Source organism: Clostridium sp. D46t1_190503_E9, assembly GCF_015555225.1.
In the GTDB taxonomy this organism is placed as follows: domain Bacteria; phylum Bacillota; class Clostridia; order Clostridiales; family Clostridiaceae; genus Clostridium.
On the sequence record NZ_JADNKB010000007.1, the window covers coordinates 103,410 to 121,983 of the forward strand.

Consider the following 18,574-nt stretch of genomic DNA (forward strand, 5'->3'; position numbering starts at 1 on the left):
TGTGCATCATACTAATTTTATATGATAACTTTAATTAGTTTTTCCCTTGTATATATGCATGTTTGAATTCATACACTGCACCAAATGAAGTAAATTGAATGCCCTTAACATAGTTTTGATAGAATGTATATTTATCAGTATAGTAGAACGGTGACATAACAACATCTTCATTAACTAATTTATTTTCTAGCTTTTTATAAATGTCTGTTACTTTAGCTTGATCTGTTTCTTTATATACAGACGCTAATAATTCATCATATTCAGTATTAGCATAACCAGTATGATTATTTCCACCATTTGATACCCATATATCTAAGAAAGTCATTGGATCATTATAATCTGCTGACCATCCAGCCATTGTAAAATCATATTCTAACTTTTCTAATATATCATTATACAATCCCCAGTCACCTTGAGTTTCAACATTAATCTTAATTCCTAAATTTCCATTAATTTGTTGTGCCATCCATTCAGCTCTTTGTTTTTGTAATTCTGAACTTCCTTGAGATAAATAAGTTAATTCATATTGACTTAAATCATCTGTTTGAAGTCCTAATTCTTTTAATCCTTCTTTAAATAGTTCTTGAAGTTTTTCCTTATTATTTACATAAGTCTTTGCATCGCTTTCTAAAGGTCCTTCTACTTTATCTCTATATTTTTCATCTCCGACATTTATAGCTGTTGGAATTACTCCATATGCTGATTGATATCTACCAACTAAATCTTTTGTATAAACATCTCTATCTACAGCTAGTCCAATAGCTTTTCTTATTTTAGCATTTTTTAATATTCCATTAGCTGATTCACTCTTTTGATTGAAATATAAATAGAATGATCCTGGATCCGATCCTGTTAGCTTTTGGAATTCACCTGCATCAGCTCTTTCAGTCCATTTGTCTATATAATCTGTTTGAGCTCCTGATATATCTAATTCTTGTGCTTCAAATAATTGAGCTTGAGTAGCAAATTCTTTAATATTTGTCATGTTAACCTTTTGAAGATGTACATTATCTGCATCCCAGTAGGTATCATTTTTTACTAATACCATTGAATTTCCATTGTCCCAGCTTTCTACTTTAAAAGGTCCATTATATACTCTATCTGCAATATTGCTAGCATATTGGTCACCTAATTTTTCTATAATATCTAATCTAATTGGATGGAATACTGCATAGGATACCTTTGATACAAAGTAAGGTACTGAATGTTTTAACTTAAATTCTAAGGTATAATCATCAGTAGCTTTTATTCCTACAGAATCTAGTGAACCTTTACCTGTATTGTATTCTTCTGCTCCTTCTATATCATAAGCTAAGAAAGAGTAAGCAAAACCATTATCTGGATTTAATATTCTTTTGAAAGAATCAACATAGTGTTTTGCCACTACAGGTTCTCCATCCGACCAATTCATTTTTCTTAAATGGAATGTCCATGTTAATCCATCCTCTGATGCTTCCCATTTTTCTGCCCCAGCTGGTACTATTTCATCGCCTTTTCCACTATTTTCAATTCTTACTAATCCTTCTTCTACTGCACTAAGAATAGATGAGCTTTGATTATCTGTACAATCATTTGCATCTAATGTAACCACCTCAAAATAAATAGTATTTAGAACTTGTTCACTATCCATTTGTACACTACCAGACTCTCCATTCTGTGATTGTTCAGGACCCTTGCTTCCACAACCTCCAAGTACCATCATGCAAGTTAAGCCTATCGCTAGTAAAGAAATAAACCTTTTTTTCATAATTTGCCCCCTTTTTATTATTAGTATAATAAATATGCACATTAATATATTTAGCTATTCAAAATAGATATAAACAAATTCTATTTAATTGAATAAATAGTTAAATATATACATTATTACATTTTATTACATTTAGTTTATTGTTAATATTATAGCACTTATTTTATTAAAGTCAATTTATTTACACATTATTTTTTAATAATTTATTTATATTTTATTGATTTATTTTTCAGTTTTACATATTTATTATTAAATACAAATAATTTTATTATTAACCTATATTATTCAAGTTTAATATTTATTTTGTTATAGTTATGATATAATCTTATAAGATTAATTTAGGAAGGAGCTACAATATGGCAAGTAAATTTTATTTACATAAAGGAAAAAATAAAAGAGCTGAGCAAGGAAGACCTTGGATATATGTTGATGAGATAAATGAATATGATGGCGATTATGAAAACGGTGATATAGTTGAGGTATATAATCATAAAGGATTCTTTATTGGAAAAGGCTACATAAATGATAGAAGTAAAATAACTATAAGAATAATGACAAATGATATCAATGAAGAAATAGATTATGATTTCTTTAAAAAGAGATTTGCTAATGCATTTGAATATAGAAAAACAGTTATAGATACCTCTTCTTGTAGATTTATATTTGGTGAAGCTGACTTTTTACCTGGACTTACTGTTGATAAATTTGAAGATTACTATGTAATTCAAATTTCTACTTTAGGAATGGATAAGTATAGGGATCTAATAGTAAAAGTTCTAGTTGAAGAATATGGTGCTAAGGGAGTCTATGAAAGAAGTGATATTAAGACACGAGAAATTGAAGGACTTGAACAAACTAAAGGTTTCTTAACAGAACCTTTTGATACAAATATTCAAATAATAGAAAATGGAGTCAAATACATAGTTGATTTAGAAAATGGTCAAAAAACTGGATTCTTCTTAGATCAAAAAGAAAATAGAGCTGCTATGCATAGAGTATGTAAAGATAAGGATGTATTAGACTGTTTTACTCATACAGGTTCATTTGCCTTAAATGCTGGTATAGCTGGTGCTAAATCAGTTCTTGGTATAGATGTATCCCAACATGCTATTGATTGTGCAAGAAGAAATGCTGAACTTAACAACTTACAAGATATAGTTAAATTCGAATGTCATAATGCCTTTGATGTTCTTGGAGATTGGTCAAGAGAAGGTAAACAATTTGACGTTGTTATACTTGATCCACCAGCATTCACAAAGTCAAGAAATACTATCAAATCAGCAATTAGAGGCTATAAAGAAATAAATCTTAGAGGCTTAAAAATGGTTAAGTCAGGCGGATACTTTGCTACTTGCTCTTGTTCACACTATATGAGTGAAGAGCAATTAAAAAAGACAGTTCAAGAAGCTGCTCATGATGCTAGAAGAACATTAAGACAAGTAGAAATAAGAACCCAAAGTGCTGATCATCCAATTTTATGGAATTCTGATGAATCATATTATTTAAAATTCTTTATTTTCCAAGTAGTCTAATACAATTAAATAAAAACTAATAAGAATAGTAAAAAGAGCTTCATAATATAAAGCTCTTTTTACTATATCATTTTATTAATAAAGCACATTATAATATACATAATACATACTTTTAAAATCTATAGTGTCATTAAGGAGCATTTTTATGAATAAACTAATTTATTATATTAAGAACCTAACCCTTTTAAATTCATTATTTTAGCATCGATAATATCATATCTTTCTACTATTCCATTCACTATTCTATCAATATATAAAAATAAATTATATTCGCCTAATATAAGTATAAGCTTTATATTTATTATACTCTCTATATTTATAGTTCCAATATTAGAATCAGGAATAATCTTACTAATTGTTAATATAGTAAATAAATTTATTAAAAATAAATTTGCTATAACTATTATATCTTCAATTATTTTTAGTTGTAGACATTATTATTCACTCATATATGTACTAGCTATTTCTATACCTTCTTTTATTTTTATTTATTCATATTTAATATATAAACCTAAGAATAGTAATTTAAAGCCAATAATAATTATGACATTAATTCATATGCTTTATAATTTATATAATTTTATATTTAACTTTATATTTTAAAATATTATTTATAATATTTTTCTGTTTTAATTATCAATTTACATAATTAATACTATTAGTATATTACATCTAAAATAAATAGTATTTTTGACTTTTTTAAAAAATAATATATAATTTATTCTAGGTAAATATTTCTATATAAGTATTATTTTAATAAATATATGCATTTTATTTATCTATTATATCCACGGCAATAATAATATGAATATTTTATATGGATTTTAAGTTTTGAAAGAAGGTTTTAAGGTGACATCAAATATTGAAAATGTAAATAAAAACTTTGAGGAATCAAAAATATCAAATACTAATACTAGTACTACAAATTCTATATATGAATTCAATAATGTAGTCCTAGATTTCAAAAATATTGATGAAGCAGTTAAGATTATAGAAAAATACTCCTTTTGTGAGTCATTGACTATATCTAAAAGAAATAGAATAAACATAAAAATAAAGACCTCAAATTTACTACTACTATTTAATCAATTATCAAAGGATAATTTGTTTTATCTTTATATAGATATAGTGAAATGTGATCTATAATATTTAAGTTTTATTTATACTAATAATACCTTTACTAAAATAATTACGTCACTCCTGTAATATTCTATATAAAATTAAAAGCTATTACTTTGCAAGTCATATTGCAAAATAATAGCTTTTATAAGTTATATATAATCGTAACTTAGTCTATCCACGTTATCTTATATCTTTCATTTTTATCTATAAAATTCTTGTGTTGCATAATATGTGTTTCCTATTTTGTAAACACCAATACCTATGCTACTGAAGTTTGATGATAGTATATTTGCTCTATGTCCTGATGAGTTCATCCAGTTGTCCATAAATTGTGTTGCTAAAGTCGCATTACCACTTACACCTTGTATGTATGCAATGTTTTCACCCCAAGCACTATATGATACTCCATCTGCCTTCATTTGTTCAGTAATTAACTTTCCTTGCGGATCTTTATGATCAAAATATCCTCTATCGCCCATATCCTTAGATTTAATTCTAGCATAGTGCTCCATAGTTCCATTATAGCTTAATGCAGGGAGCCCAGCTGCTGCTCTTTCTTGATTTACTCTTTGGAATATGGCTTGTTCAATTTCAGCTATATAGCTGCTACTATCTGAAACATTTGGTTTTTGATTTGATTCTTGCCCTGAATTAGAGTTGGAACCTTGTGATGGAGTAACCACTGGCTTTTGTTGTGGTGTGTATTGTCCATCAGTATAACAATCTTCATTTGAATTTTTATTTTCTGTTTGTTGATCAGCTTGTACACCTGTTTCAGTCTTACTATTTGCAGTTTGTTTATTATTTGAAGATTCATTATTTTCATTAGTCTTAGATTCAGTTGAAACCTTATCTGCTGAAGCTACTGTATTTTTACTTGTTTCTACTACACTATTAGATTCATCAGTTTTTGTTTCCTTATTTTCAGATGAAGTTTCACTGTTAGATTGAATCTTTGTAGCATCATTATTAGGTGCTTCAGTTTTTGAAGGCATAAAAAAGCTTCCTACTCCTAAGGCTATTGTTAATCCTGTTGATGCTAATAACATCATTAATTTTGATTTAATCATTTGTAATTCCCCCTTCAGATTTGTTTGTTCATCTGTGCCATTATACTAACATAATGTTTAGGGGGTCTAAATATGAGTTAGTTTCTAATTATTTAATATTATTCTATTAATGCCAATTTAATTTTTGATATTCATTTTTTACCATAAAAAACATCATATAAAACTCATAACATTTACATATATTTTTATTAATTTTTCATTCTTCCTTAGATTGCGTCATTCCAAAGTTTAAGTACATTAATTTTTATATAAAAATTAATAATCAAATATTTTTTTCATCAGCAAGTTGATATATTTACCATGATAAAATTACCAAAAAGTTTTTTTATATATTCTACATATTTTTGAACAAAAATAAAAGACGACTAAGCGTTGCTATTAGTCATCTTTTACTGAAATAAATTCTATAATTATAGGAGTTTAATTTATTTGTATATACTTCATATTATTAAAAGTGTGGAGCTTCTAATAATATTTTCTCTCTCTTTAACTGATATTGATTATCAATCTAATATTATGATATATTCTTTTTTTACCATTGTCAATAGAAAAATTGTAATTAATTGAAATTTATTATCAGTCATTTATTAATGATATAATGCCTGTATTTTTATTTACTATTGGAACTATATCTAATATATCTTTTTTACAGCAATATTCAAGATCATCCTGTAAATTTAAATCTTTCAATATATTATAATGTCTTGCCTCTTTTATAAAGCTTACTATATTTTGATTATTTTCATATATATATTTAGCTGTTTTAGCTATATCAGATAAATTATAAATACCCTTTTTACATAATAAATTAATCATATACCCTGAGCATATAAAGTCATCCATAGAAAACTGACCATTTGTACCTGAATTTATAAATACAACATCACTAGAATTTTCATTCAATCTATCTATAACAGCTTTAGCATTTATCATCGCACCTATTAGTATTTTACTTGCTTTTAAACTTAAATTTATTGCTCTTGTTCCATTAGTGGTACTTAATATTATACTTTTTCCTTTTATTTTATCTCTCGTATACTCTAATGGTGAATTAGTAAAGTCAAATCCTTCTATTTTTATAGCTCTTCGCTCTCCCCCTAACAATGTGGCTATTCCTTTTTCTGAAAGTTCTTTTTTCTTATTGAAGGCTTCCTCTACGGTTAGCATAGGAATAACTTCCCTTGCTCCATTTGCTAATGCTGTTGTAATAACCGATGTAGCTCTTAGCATATCTATTACTACTACGGTCTTATCTTCTAGATATTCTTCTTTAATATGATCTGCAGATATAATTACATCTATATTCATAAAAATACCTCCCCATATTTTAAATTGAAATTTGATCAATTATTAATTTTTATATTTTAATTCTTCATCTTTAATAATTAGACTATTTAAAATTCTTTCCTTGCCATATATCATTATCCTCTAGTGCTTTATCTATGGCATTTAATACTTCCCACTTTTTTAAGCTCCACATTGGTCCTATTAGCAATTCCCTTGGTGCATCTCCTGTTAATCTATGCACTACCATTTCTTCTGGAATCATAGAAACTCCCTTACAAACTAAATCTATGTATTGTTCCTGTGTTAATAGCTTTAGTTCACCACTTTCATATTGCTCAACCATTTTTGTCCCTTCCATTAGATGAAGCAGATGGAACTTTATACCCTTTGCCCCTGAGTGTGCTATATAATCTACTGTCTTTAACATATCCTCTTCTGTTTCACCTGGTAATCCAAAAATAGTATGTACAACTACCTCAATGTTTCTTTCTAATAATCTTTTTAATGTATTATCAAATACTTCAAAGTCATATCCTCTATTAAAGTTTCTAGCACTTTCATCATTTATTGTTTGTAGTCCAAGCTCAACAATCAAATATGTTTTTTCATTTAATTCAGTCAAAAACTCTAAAACATCATCATCAATACAATCTGGTCTTGTTGCTATCGATAAAGCTACTACATTTTTTTGCATTAATGCTTCTCTATATTTTCTTCTAAGTTCTTCTACTGGTGCATAAGTGTTGGTATAAGCTTGGAAATATGCAATTAGCTTTCCATCCTTCCACTTTTTCTCCATCATATCTTTTCTATCTTCAAATTGCTTTGTTATAGATAAGGTTCTACTTCCAGCAAAATCACCTGATCCTCTAGCACTACAAAATGTGCAACCTCCTTTAGCAACTTTTCCATCTCTATTTGGACAAGTAAATCCTCCATCTAAGGATATCTTATATACTTTTTCATTAAATTTATTTCTAAGATAATAGTTTAAACTATGATATCTCTTACCATTCCATTCTTTCATTATTTCCTCCTAATAAAAAAATAAAAGTACCACTATATTTAAGTTGTACTTTTATTCTACTACATTATTTTTATATGTTAAGTATTTTAAATATTTTTTTTAACTTCCTCTTCTTCCATATTTGCTTTATATCCACCAATAACATCTATATTAATATCATTTCTACCTTCCTTACCACTTACCTCAACAGTAATTTCACTTTTATCAAAGCTCTTTAAATTTATATTATATTTATCTTCTGGAAACATTTCATTAAATTTTAACTTAACAAGTTCTCCATCAGCTGTTTTATATACATTTATTCTATTTAACCCACTAGCATTTAAATATTCTACGATTAAATATCCCTCTTCTTTTGAAAACACCAAATTTTCCATTTTAACATTATCCAGTATATCTAAAGGTACAACTTTCTTAGCTATTGGTTTATCTACTAGCTCCTCTAAATCACTACTAATATTAGAATTTTGATTTGCACCTGCTGTTGCACTTTCTCCACCGCCTTGCCCTTGAGCCGCTTTACTTTCTTCTATATATGCAATTGATAAAAAAGCCTTATTATTTCCTATTGTGGAGATAGCTACTTTTTGTCCTTTATATCCTAATGATACTGGTCCAAATGCCTCAGATGGAGCTTTTTCCTTATATAACATTATTTTATTTTCACTTACATAAACATCCTTAGGTAAATTATTTAATGTTAGTATTAGATCACTTTTTCCCCCATCCTCTCCAATTATTCTTAAGGATTTATTTCTTACAAAAACTTGCTTTTTATTCATTGATTTAACTTCATCAATTTTATATTCATCTCCAATTTTTAAAACCTTTATTGCATAATTATCTAAATCACATTTTGGTTCTGATGCTGAATTTCTAATTACATTATATATCGCATAAGCTGAACCCGAAGATTCTATCATGTTATCAGGCGCATAAGCTATTATTCTTGATGTTCCAGTAGAAATCTCCTTATTTTTACTTATCAATTGCTCTGTACATAGCTTATTTGCTTCTTCTATATTGTCATCCTTAACATAGTTTAAATAACTTTCAGCAATTTTTGCTGCTTCCTTTGGATTAAATAAATCTATATTAGCTTTTTCATTATTTTCTTTTTTTGCACATGCAGATAATAAATAAAAACTCATAATTACTACTAAACAACATTTAAACAAATTCCTCTTTTTCACTTTAATTACCTCCTTATATATATTCCTCAAAGTTATTTTCCCTAAGAAAATATACCTTATTCATTTTTGAAGAATAAAAGTGCTTTTATAAATATATATTTGTTAATAGATAGTAAATAGGGGGATTAAAAATGAAACGTGAATTTTCTAAAATTTTTCAAATAGCAGTTGTTTTTATTGGAACAATTGTTGGCGCTGGGTTAGCTTCTGGACAAGAAATCAAAGAATTTTTCACATCATATGGAGTATCAAGCTTTATAGGAATTATAGCTTGTGGTATATTTTATATAATTATGGGTTCTATAGTCTCTAAAATTAGTATTAAATATAAGTTAAACTCTTATGGTGATGTAATTAAGGTTGTAAGTCCAAATTTACTCGGCAAAATTACTGGTGTAATTACTACACTATACTTAATTTCTAGTGCGTCAATAATATTAGCTGGTAGTGGTGCATTAATAAATCAATTTTTTAATATTCCTAAGATAATTGGATCTTTAATAATGGTTGCTTTAGCAGTTTTCTTTCTTTTAAGAGATACAGATGGTTTAATTGAAGTTAATTCATTTATTGTTCCAACTCTTGTTATTACTATAACAACAATAACCATACTATATTTTATGTTTTGTAAAGATATGATTTCTATAGAATTTTTAACTAAATTTGAACCTAAAAAGACTGGTATCACATTATCTACAATACTATATGCTGGATATAATACTCTTTGTTGTCTTGGTGTATTAGTGCCTCTTAGTAATCAAATAAAAAAACCTAAAACTATGTTTTATGGAATTACACTTGGTGCAATAGGTTTAGCTTGTTTAAGTTTTGCTATAAACTTTTTGTTAATGATAAACCAACCATATATACATCAATATGAAATACCTTTATTATTTGTAGCACAACGCTTTGGCAATGTAATTCAAGCATTATTATTAGTTGTAATTTGGTTAGAAATGTTTTCCACTGAGGTTTCTGATGTTTACTCCATAAGTAAAACATTAGATAATAGCTTTAATATAGACTTTAAGAAAGCAATCTTCATAGTTCTAATTATTGCTCTTCCTATATCAAGAATAGGATTTTCAAAATTAATTGGATCATTATATCCTCTTTTTGGTATGCTTAGCTTGGTATTTATAGCACAAACAATTTATTTTTATTTTAAACATAAAAAAGAATTAAATTAATTCATAAAACAAAACACCCCAGCCTCAAAAATTGAGTCCATGGGGTGTAATTTTTTAATTATATATTTACATCATTTTCAAAGTTATCTCCAACATCCTTAATTTTTTGGAGAGTATCTATCATATCCTGAATATTTCTAGTAAACTCTTCTATATCTTGGTTAACTTGTTGAGATGATGCTGCATTTTCTGCTGCAATAGAAGCTAGTGAATCAATAGTTTTAAACATTTCTTCTACTGATTTAACTTCATTATTTAATTGGATTATTGATTTATTAGTTTCATTTGATACAACTTTAATCAACTCATTAGCTTCTAAGCTTATCTTTCTAACATTCTCTAAATTATCTGTTTCTAGCTCCAATATATTATATTGGCTTTCTATACTTGTTACTAATGAATTAATTTCTTCTGCAAAGAACGATAAATTACTATTTATATCCTTAACAGCTTGTTGTGATTGTTCTGCAAGCTTTCTTACCTCTTCCGCTACAACAGCAAATCCTCGTCCTTGCTCTCCAGCCCTTGCAGCTTCTATTGAAGCATTTAATGCTAAAAGATTAGTTTGAGACGAAATCCCTGCTACTAAAGATACTATATTAGTAATATCTTCTGCTTTTCTTTGAAGATTTTTCCCCTTTTCCTTTACATCCATAAATGATTTTAATGATTCTTTTATAGCTTCACTTGACTTGTCCACATTTATATGACTTTGATTAATTTTTTCAACAGATTTATCTAATTCATTTTTATTTTTATCTTCGGTCTTTACAAGATCTTTTAAAGCTAAAATATTTTCATTTGTTTGCTTTACAAGAGTTTCAGTACTTAATTCTTGTTGCATTGCTAACTCTGAAACTTGTTCTGAATAACTAGATATTTCCTCTGTAGTTTTTCTCATTTTTTCTGTTGTATTATGCATCGCTTTGGTAAATGTTGATAATTCATTAGCCGCAAGACTAGCTGATGTTGAATCTTTACCAATATTATCTTTTAACTTTGATATTCCCTTATATATTTTTTCAAGCTTATCATTTGTAGAAATACTTCTATCTACAGCCTCAAAATTATTATTTTCTATATTTTCTATTATGTCATTTAAAGGCTTTATTGTCATATAACATACAAATGCAGATACAATTCCAGAAATGACTCCAATAATTAATCCCTTTGACAATCCTGCAAGTAATATACTAATACAAGTAGTAATTATAAATATTGGAACTGTCATCTTTAATTCCAAACTCTTTAATCCTATTCTTGATAAACTATTACTGAATATGTACCTCTTACTATGTTGAATTGTATTTCCAAAATTAATATGTACTTTTAATTCTCCCTTTTTTCTTTCTACTTCTCTAATCTCTATAGTCTCACCAAAATGTTTAGCACTTCCATTTAACAAACCTAAGAAATAATCAAATAATTCTCTATCAGATTTATATGTAAGATATATACTATTATTTGATATTGGCTCTAAATGCATCTTAGGTGGCCTAGAACCTCTTATCTTTTTCATTATTATTGAATGTATAAAGTTAAGTGAATCTAAAAACTTATATAAGTTTACTCTTTTAAAGAATATAGGATAATCTTCTGAAAACTTCTGCAGATTATTTTCTCCAATGACTTGCCACAGCTCATTTACTGAAGTACCTACATTATCTGCTATAGTCTGTATTAAATTAAATATCTGTGGATCATTTACATCTTCTAACGGTGTAAACACTATGTTTTCTGACCAATTTACTGATTTTAAACTTTTATTTATAACTTCATTTCCATATAAATCTCTACATGTCCTTAGCCATGTAGAAACAACTGTACCTTTCATAACTGTCCCCCTTAATTTTAAATATGTATCCGCTCTGTTGTAGGTAATAAAAAAACTTATATATTCATGTTCATTATATAACTATTTTTATGAAAAAAATAGATGAATTGGAAATATTCCAATTCATCTCCTTATCATACCATATCATCCATGTAATCAAACTTAGGAATTGTAGGATCATAGTAGTTATCAAAAGACCTTGGAGGAACAAATATTCTTTGAACACTTCTTGCACTTCCCCTTAATTCTGCTATTCTTGTTACTCCTACATAAACATCTGATATTTTATACCAAGTTGCATAATCAACTACACCAGTTTTAGGTAAATTGAAAACTCCTTGGAAAACCCTAACTGCCTCTGCTGTATTAGCTCCATATATCCCATCTTGGGCAACCTTAGGAATTAGAGGATAGTTCTGGGATATTCTGTTTAAAAATTCCTGTACAGTACTAACTTCTACTCCCGATGACCCTATTATTAAATCATATCCAGGATATGATTTTGGTACTCCTTTAACTTGCTCTGCAGTAACTAATTCAATATCACTTCCATAAAAGCTCGTTAATATTTCATATGGAGTTTTACCTTGATCGCCTAAATACTTACTTCCCCATTGCGTCATCCAACCTGGACAAGATACATTTTTACCATCACAATATTGGGTTAATAGCGGTTGCTTTCTTCCCATCCTTCTTACATAAGTTGCAAATATATCATCTACTACTTCACTAATACTTTCAAATATATTTCTTCCATAAGTAAATGCATGATCATATGCTGTAGAATTTGTTATATCAAAATTCTTTCCCTTACCTCTATACCACTCTGTATATATTCTATTTAAAGTAAATGAAACTATAGCATAAACATTTGAACGTATTGTATTTTCTGACCAAGTTGAATATATCTCACATGATGCAACATTTTTTATATACTCCTTATAAGGAACTCTGTAATTAGGCGCTGATGTATTATTGGGGCCTCCAGCATGGACAACTATAAATTCGGGTACAACTGGTTTTTGCAAAACAACTCCGCTCGTTGGAGGTGGCAATGGCTTTTCTTCTTCTTCAGGTATTTTCTCTGGATAATTTCCATTTAAAACATTTGGACCTATATTTATTACTTCATTAATATTTCCTGTTGTCGGTGATACATTTGGTCCAGTTGGCGAAATATTTGATGTATTAGGTGGAACATTTATAGTTTCAGTTCTGTATGCTCTATTTAAAGATTCAATCATATTACATGGCTGTAAAGCCAATTCATCAGGAAAAACCTGACACCTATTTATTAATATACTTTGAAATCCTTCCCTCTCTACTCTTATATCATACATACTATATGGGACCTGTCCTGTTGGCTGTTGTGAGTATTCTAAAGGAGGTGCATCTAATTCTATTATTTCTGATTCTCCCATAGAGTTAGTAGTTAAAACTATATCATTTGTTTCTGGACTCCCAATCGATGGTCTTATAACTATCCTTGAATTTTCAATAGGTATATAAGTTTCATTAACAAAACATTGTACCTTTAATCTACCTTTTTGAGCCATACATTTCTCCTTTAATATTTTTCCTTTAATCAATATATGCCTTTGCCATCAATTTGGTTCTTTTATATATCTGTTGGTTTGCTTACAAATAGATTCCCCACTCTATATTCTTCATTATCTCTTGTTTGACTAACACCACCAGTTAGATTTTCTCTTATAGAATCGAACACTCCCTTCATATCTACTGCTCCATACCCCCATTGTTCATTTGGATATATATCTCCTACCCTCATACTTGTTCCCCTTATTAAATAAGTTCTAATTTCTGTTGCATACAAATTAGGATCATTTCCATCTACAACTCCCCATTGCATTATTAATGCACAACAACCTGCTGTAATAGCTGTTGAAACAGATGAACCACTTACTACTCTAGTTCCACCTCCTGGCATTGTAACTACCGCATTTATACCACCTGCCGCAACATCAGGTTTTACTCTTCCATCCCTTGTAAATCCCCTGCCTGATTGACCTACGGTTGCATTATTATTTTGATTATAAAACGCAGCTACTATTGCCCCTCTTGACGTTCCAGGAACCGTTAATGTTGTATATTGACTTGGACTTAAGAACTTAGTATCAGGGTCTAACAAGCTTCTTTGAGGCAACCAGCTCCAATACCTTCCATCAACTATATAATCACCATAAAGCCTAAACTGCCATATTCCCTCCTTAAGTCCCCTTGCTTCTACGCTTATTATCTCATCTCCAGTAACAGGATCTGGATAAATATAAGAAATTCTCATTCGTGTACCTTCATAAACAAAACTTATATTCTCTACTTTATTTAATCTTACTGTTAGCTTTTCAACAACTTCACCTGAAGGAGATACCACTCCTAGTGAAACTTTATCTGGTTGCTGAATATATATTTGAAAATTTAAGTCTTTTTGGCCTTTACCTATTCTAATTTCTATATTCTTTATTTGACCTGGCTTATCAAATTTACCTTCTGTATGAGTATCAGTATCACCTTCATTTCCAGTCCCTGTAACACATGCAACCGCCAATTGGCTACTTGTATTTGCCATTATTATTTCAATAGCATTAGTTCCATCATGAGCTCCTGTATTACTTCCAAGAGGGACGCATATTACCATCGGCCTTTTTATATCACTTGCTAATCTTGATAAATATCTTACAGCCAATAATACTTCAACAGTTGCATATCTTCCTGTTCCTGGAGTGCTAACTCCTGCATAATCTAATATAACGCTAGGTGCCTGCTTTAACTTAACTATTGCAAAATCACAATCTGGGGCTGCTCCCATAACTTCAGGATTTATTCCTCTAGCTCCAGCTAAACTAGCTACCATAGTTCCATGTCCTATATCATCTTTTGTTTTAACTATGGCATATGGATCTTCTCCTCTCTTATTTGCTTGTATAGCTTGATTAATTTGATCACTATTATATTCAACACCTAACTTAGCGCCATAAATATCACTCTCGCCATTTAAGCTCTGATCCCATATCCTTAATATCCTTGTAGTTTCATCTTCCCTCATAAATTCATTATTTAAATAATCTATACCTGTGTCTACAATACCTACTACAACCCCTCTTCCATTTAATTTTAGAAATGGATTGTTATGAAACAGAGGAGCACCACTAGCTTCTACTGGAGAGGATTGTTCTAATGTATAAATTACTGGTACCTCTATTGAAACTATATCTTTGACGTATGGCTCTACTTCTAAAATTCTATTAAAAGGTATATAAACTATAGCAAAGTTATTATCTAATATTGTAACTGATGCATCTGGAAGATTATTTATCTTTAATAATTCTTCTCTTGATGTATATTCAACTATAAAACCTACCACCTCGTTATAATCCTTATAGTTTTGAAATGTTTCTCTTTCAAAGTCCTTGTATATACTTGGCTGCCTGTAATCATTGCTTTTTACATCCACTTCCTTCTCCTCCAAAATTCTATTAATTAAACTTTCACTTTTACCATCTTCATCACTATTTTTGATTTTATTATCTATATTCACTATGTTATTCGAATCTTCATCTGCCTCATTATCACTATCCGAATCTTCATTGATGCTATTCACGCCATCATTTCTATATAATTTACTACTTCTAGATCCTATAAAACCAATATTATTTATTATAGCTTCTATAGCTGCATTTAAGCATACCTGACCATATCCCCAACTCGGATCTGGATATATTACATCAGTTCTTGGCCTCTTAGCTGAAATTACTAAATAATACTTTAACCTCTCACCAAATAGATATGGATCATTTCTTTTTAATATTCCCCATTCCATCATTAATGCTGCAATTCCAGCTACATGTGGAGTAGCCATAGATGTACCACTTTTAGTATCAAATGACCTGTTTGGAGTTGGTGCTGAAATACCTTCTCCTGGAGCTACTAAATCTGGTCTTATTGTCTGAAATATTGCTGGCCTTCCTCTTCCACTAAAAGAAGATATATTATTAGTAACATAATTATAGCTTCCAACTGCAATTATATTGCTTACTGTTGCAGGAATTCCAAGTGTATTTAATACAGTTGGTTGTAAAAACTTTGTATTAATATTTAATCCTTCAGATATTGGCAACCACATATCAAACATACCCTTATACTCATTTTGTAATGATAATCTAATTTCCCACTGCCCTGATGATATATATTGACTATTTGTTAGTAATGCAATTGATATTTCTCCTATTAAATCAAATGGTTTAGGCCCAGTATAAAAAACCTGGTATCTATCCCTTCCTATTATTCCTTCAGTATAGCCTTCCCTTATTACTACCTCTCCACTTGTCGCTGCAGTGGGGCTTGTTATTCTTATAGCTATATTGGATAAAACAGATTTATATAAATTTAATACTACGGCAGGTTCATCCTCAGCTACATTTATAGAGATTCTTTTTTCTCCTGTAAGCTCTCCACCAACATGATGAGCTGCATCTCCCTCATTTCCAGCGGCAATGGCAATTGTAATTCTTTCCAATGTTGATATGGTTGATATATATTGCTCTAAAAGACTTGTACCATTATGAGCTCCATCATTTGTACTTAAACTTATATTAACTACTAATGGTTTATTCAATTCCTTACCTCTATCAACAAGAAACTTTAATCCTCTCATTATATTAGTACTAAGTGCAAATTGGCCTCTAGTAGATTTAACCATTGCAATTGAACTTTTGGGGGCTACCCCATAAAAGGATGGATTTATATTTCCTCCAGCACAAGCAATCCCAGCAACATGAGTTCCATGTTCTGTATTATCATAAGAAGGAACTACAGAAAATGGATCCGGATTTTGAAGCGCAGTATTAATAATCTCCCTATTGTATATTTTCCCATTATCACTTAAATCATATATATAATCTATCCTTGTTGTTCCATCTTCATTCCTAAATGCTGGATGAGTATAATCTATCCCTGAATCTATAAATCCAATTAAAATTCCTTCACCTTGAATATTAAAACTCTCTCTAGCTGTATTTACACAGGCAGCCCTATTACTTTGAGCATCTGTAGTATATAAGCTTTTAGGTAACTCTATATATTGTATTGAATTGCTATTTGCTAATCTCCACAAATTTTCAACAGGTATATTAACTATTCCAAATCCAAAACCTAAATTTTCATATCTTCCTCCTAAGTCCTCTACAATTTTAGTTACATTCTCAGGACTATCTCCAGATATTATAGTGACTTCTATTGTACTTCCCTCTGAAAAACTAGTACCATAGCTTATTCCTAATTTACTCAATACATTCTTTGGTACATTTTGTATAAGTCCTAATCCTGCATCTACCTTATTTGGATTTATGTTTTCTATAGTTCTCACCTCACAAATTTTGTTTATATCAATATATGTATTGTTTTTGTAAAGTGGGAACCTAAATTGTAATTTGTTTTATATATTGATGAGTTTTATTATAAAAAAAAGTTGTTTTGAATTTATTAATCCAAAACAACTTTTTATTTATAACTTTATTTCTACTCTCTCTAATTTCGCTAATACAGAAATCTCGTTAAGATTCATAGTTTCAGTTAATAGACTTCCTGCATTGCTAACCAATAAGACTTTAGAATTTCCTAAGTTCTTTATTTGTCTTATTGCTCTTTTCCCTTTATATTCAACTAAAAATATTCCATTATTGCTTACTTCCTTTACTAAAGTAGCAAAAGCTAAATCTCCTTTTAACATTCTAAATCCAGACATCTCATCGTCTTGAATCTCTAAGTATAGAACCTTATCTTGAGAATATCCTTCAACTTTATTTGAGTGTATAGGTAATTCTTTAAATCCCTTATTATTTTTTAATGAATAATCTAGAACAGGAACATTCTTTAAAACAGATGAAAAGGCATTAGTCCAAACCTCGTCCTTTTCTATATTTCCTTTAAAAGTCTTATTTTTAACTTCTTTCATAGCTTTTCTTTCTTCAATTAAAGCTTCATCAGTAACAACCATACTAACATCATTAAAATCAGAATTTAATATTTTTGATGCTTTTTCAATTAAAGATTCTTGAGCTACTCTTCTTCCCATTTCAACTTCATTTATAAATTTTTCTGCTACACCTAACTTTTTAGCTAATACCTTTTGGCTCATTCCACTTTTAAGTCGAGCCTCTTTTATCTTTTCCCCAACTCTACTCACTTTGAGATCTTCCCTTCTGTTGTTTTAAGTACCACTCTCTTTCTTCAATTAAGTGCTCTACTAAATAATTAAATTTCCACTCCATTGAAGTCGGCGTTACTGTTGCTAATATTCCGCCTTTGAATTTTTGTCTAATACTTCTTATAGTTCCTTTTAGCTCTTCATCAGAAAAATTATTAAAAAGAATAACAGATTCTCTTCGTGGATTTGAATTAAATGTCTCGAACTTTAATCCATTTATTATATCCCTAATAGTCATTTCAACCATTTCTGATGATATTTCTAAAAGCCTAATTCCTTCTTCTTTTAAAATATTTAACTCTCTTTCAGGAACATTATAAACTAAAATACACTTATTATTGTCAAGCAT

13 protein-coding genes are annotated in these 18,574 nt (G+C 29.1%); 3 read left to right on the forward strand and 10 right to left on the reverse strand.

From position 1 onward, the window contains the following. Positions 1-34 precede the first annotated feature (34 nt). Positions 35-1,747, reverse strand: coding sequence for a peptide ABC transporter substrate-binding protein (locus I2E83_RS09860; protein WP_195429637.1), 1,713 nt, complete (start codon positions 1,745-1,747; stop codon positions 35-37). 356 nt (positions 1,748-2,103) lie between these two features. Here I2E83_RS09860 and I2E83_RS09865 point away from each other — a divergent pair, with 356 nt between their 5' ends. Continuing rightward, a complete protein-coding gene (locus tag I2E83_RS09865; RefSeq protein WP_195429638.1) occupies positions 2,104-3,279 on the forward strand; it encodes a class I SAM-dependent rRNA methyltransferase in 1,176 nt (391 codons plus the stop codon). Positions 3,280-4,128: 849 nt separating this feature from the next. Beyond that, positions 4,129-4,425 carry a hypothetical protein gene (locus I2E83_RS09875; RefSeq protein ID WP_195429639.1) on the forward strand — a complete coding sequence of 99 codons (297 nt, stop codon included), beginning with the start codon at positions 4,129-4,131 and terminating at the stop codon, positions 4,423-4,425. Between the two features lie 176 nt (positions 4,426-4,601). Here I2E83_RS09875 and I2E83_RS09880 read toward each other — a convergent pair whose 3' ends face one another. The 4 genes from I2E83_RS09880 to I2E83_RS09895 form a co-directional block, all read right to left on the reverse strand. After that, positions 4,602-5,471 carry a CAP domain-containing protein gene (locus I2E83_RS09880; RefSeq protein WP_195429641.1) on the reverse strand — a complete coding sequence of 290 codons (870 nt, stop codon included), beginning with the start codon at positions 5,469-5,471 and terminating at the stop codon, positions 4,602-4,604. Positions 5,472-6,047: 576 nt separating this feature from the next. After that, entirely contained in the window at positions 6,048-6,779 is a 732-nt protein-coding gene (locus I2E83_RS09885; protein ID WP_195263879.1) for a 2-phosphosulfolactate phosphatase family protein, read from the reverse strand. Between the two features lie 82 nt (positions 6,780-6,861). Then, positions 6,862-7,788 carry a TIGR01212 family radical SAM protein gene (locus I2E83_RS09890; RefSeq protein WP_195263961.1) on the reverse strand — a complete coding sequence of 309 codons (927 nt, stop codon included), beginning with the start codon at positions 7,786-7,788 and terminating at the stop codon, positions 6,862-6,864. Positions 7,789-7,871: 83 nt separating this feature from the next. Continuing rightward, a complete protein-coding gene (locus I2E83_RS09895) occupies positions 7,872-8,978 on the reverse strand; it encodes a hypothetical protein (RefSeq protein WP_195429643.1) in 1,107 nt (368 codons plus the stop codon). 131 nt (positions 8,979-9,109) lie between these two features. Between I2E83_RS09895 and I2E83_RS09900 the strand changes: the two genes are divergently transcribed. Further along, positions 9,110-10,168: a transporter gene (locus I2E83_RS09900; protein ID WP_195263881.1), complete on the forward strand. Its 1,059-nt coding sequence runs from the start codon at positions 9,110-9,112 to the stop codon at positions 10,166-10,168. Between the two features lie 58 nt (positions 10,169-10,226). Here I2E83_RS09900 and I2E83_RS09905 read toward each other — a convergent pair whose 3' ends face one another. The 5 genes from I2E83_RS09905 to I2E83_RS09925 form a co-directional block, all read right to left on the reverse strand. After that, the gene (locus I2E83_RS09905; RefSeq protein ID WP_195429645.1) at positions 10,227-12,002 is read right to left on the reverse strand and encodes a heme NO-binding domain-containing protein; all 1,776 of its coding nucleotides are present in this window, start codon (positions 12,000-12,002) and stop codon (positions 10,227-10,229) included. A gap of 134 nt (positions 12,003-12,136) precedes the next feature. Next, on the reverse strand, positions 12,137-13,558 hold the full coding sequence (locus tag I2E83_RS09910; RefSeq protein ID WP_195263883.1) for a peptidoglycan-binding domain-containing protein: 1,422 nt from the start codon (positions 13,556-13,558) through the stop codon (positions 12,137-12,139). Between the two features lie 62 nt (positions 13,559-13,620). Further along, entirely contained in the window at positions 13,621-17,385 is a 3,765-nt protein-coding gene (locus tag I2E83_RS09915) for a S8 family serine peptidase (RefSeq protein WP_195429647.1), read from the reverse strand. Between the two features lie 138 nt (positions 17,386-17,523). Continuing rightward, positions 17,524-18,204 carry a helix-turn-helix transcriptional regulator gene (locus I2E83_RS09920; RefSeq protein WP_195263885.1) on the reverse strand — a complete coding sequence of 227 codons (681 nt, stop codon included), beginning with the start codon at positions 18,202-18,204 and terminating at the stop codon, positions 17,524-17,526. Beyond that, positions 18,197-18,574 carry a DUF3783 domain-containing protein gene (locus I2E83_RS09925; RefSeq protein WP_195429649.1) on the reverse strand — a complete coding sequence of 126 codons (378 nt, stop codon included), beginning with the start codon at positions 18,572-18,574 and terminating at the stop codon, positions 18,197-18,199. Before I2E83_RS09925 ends, I2E83_RS09920 begins: the two co-directional genes overlap by 8 nt.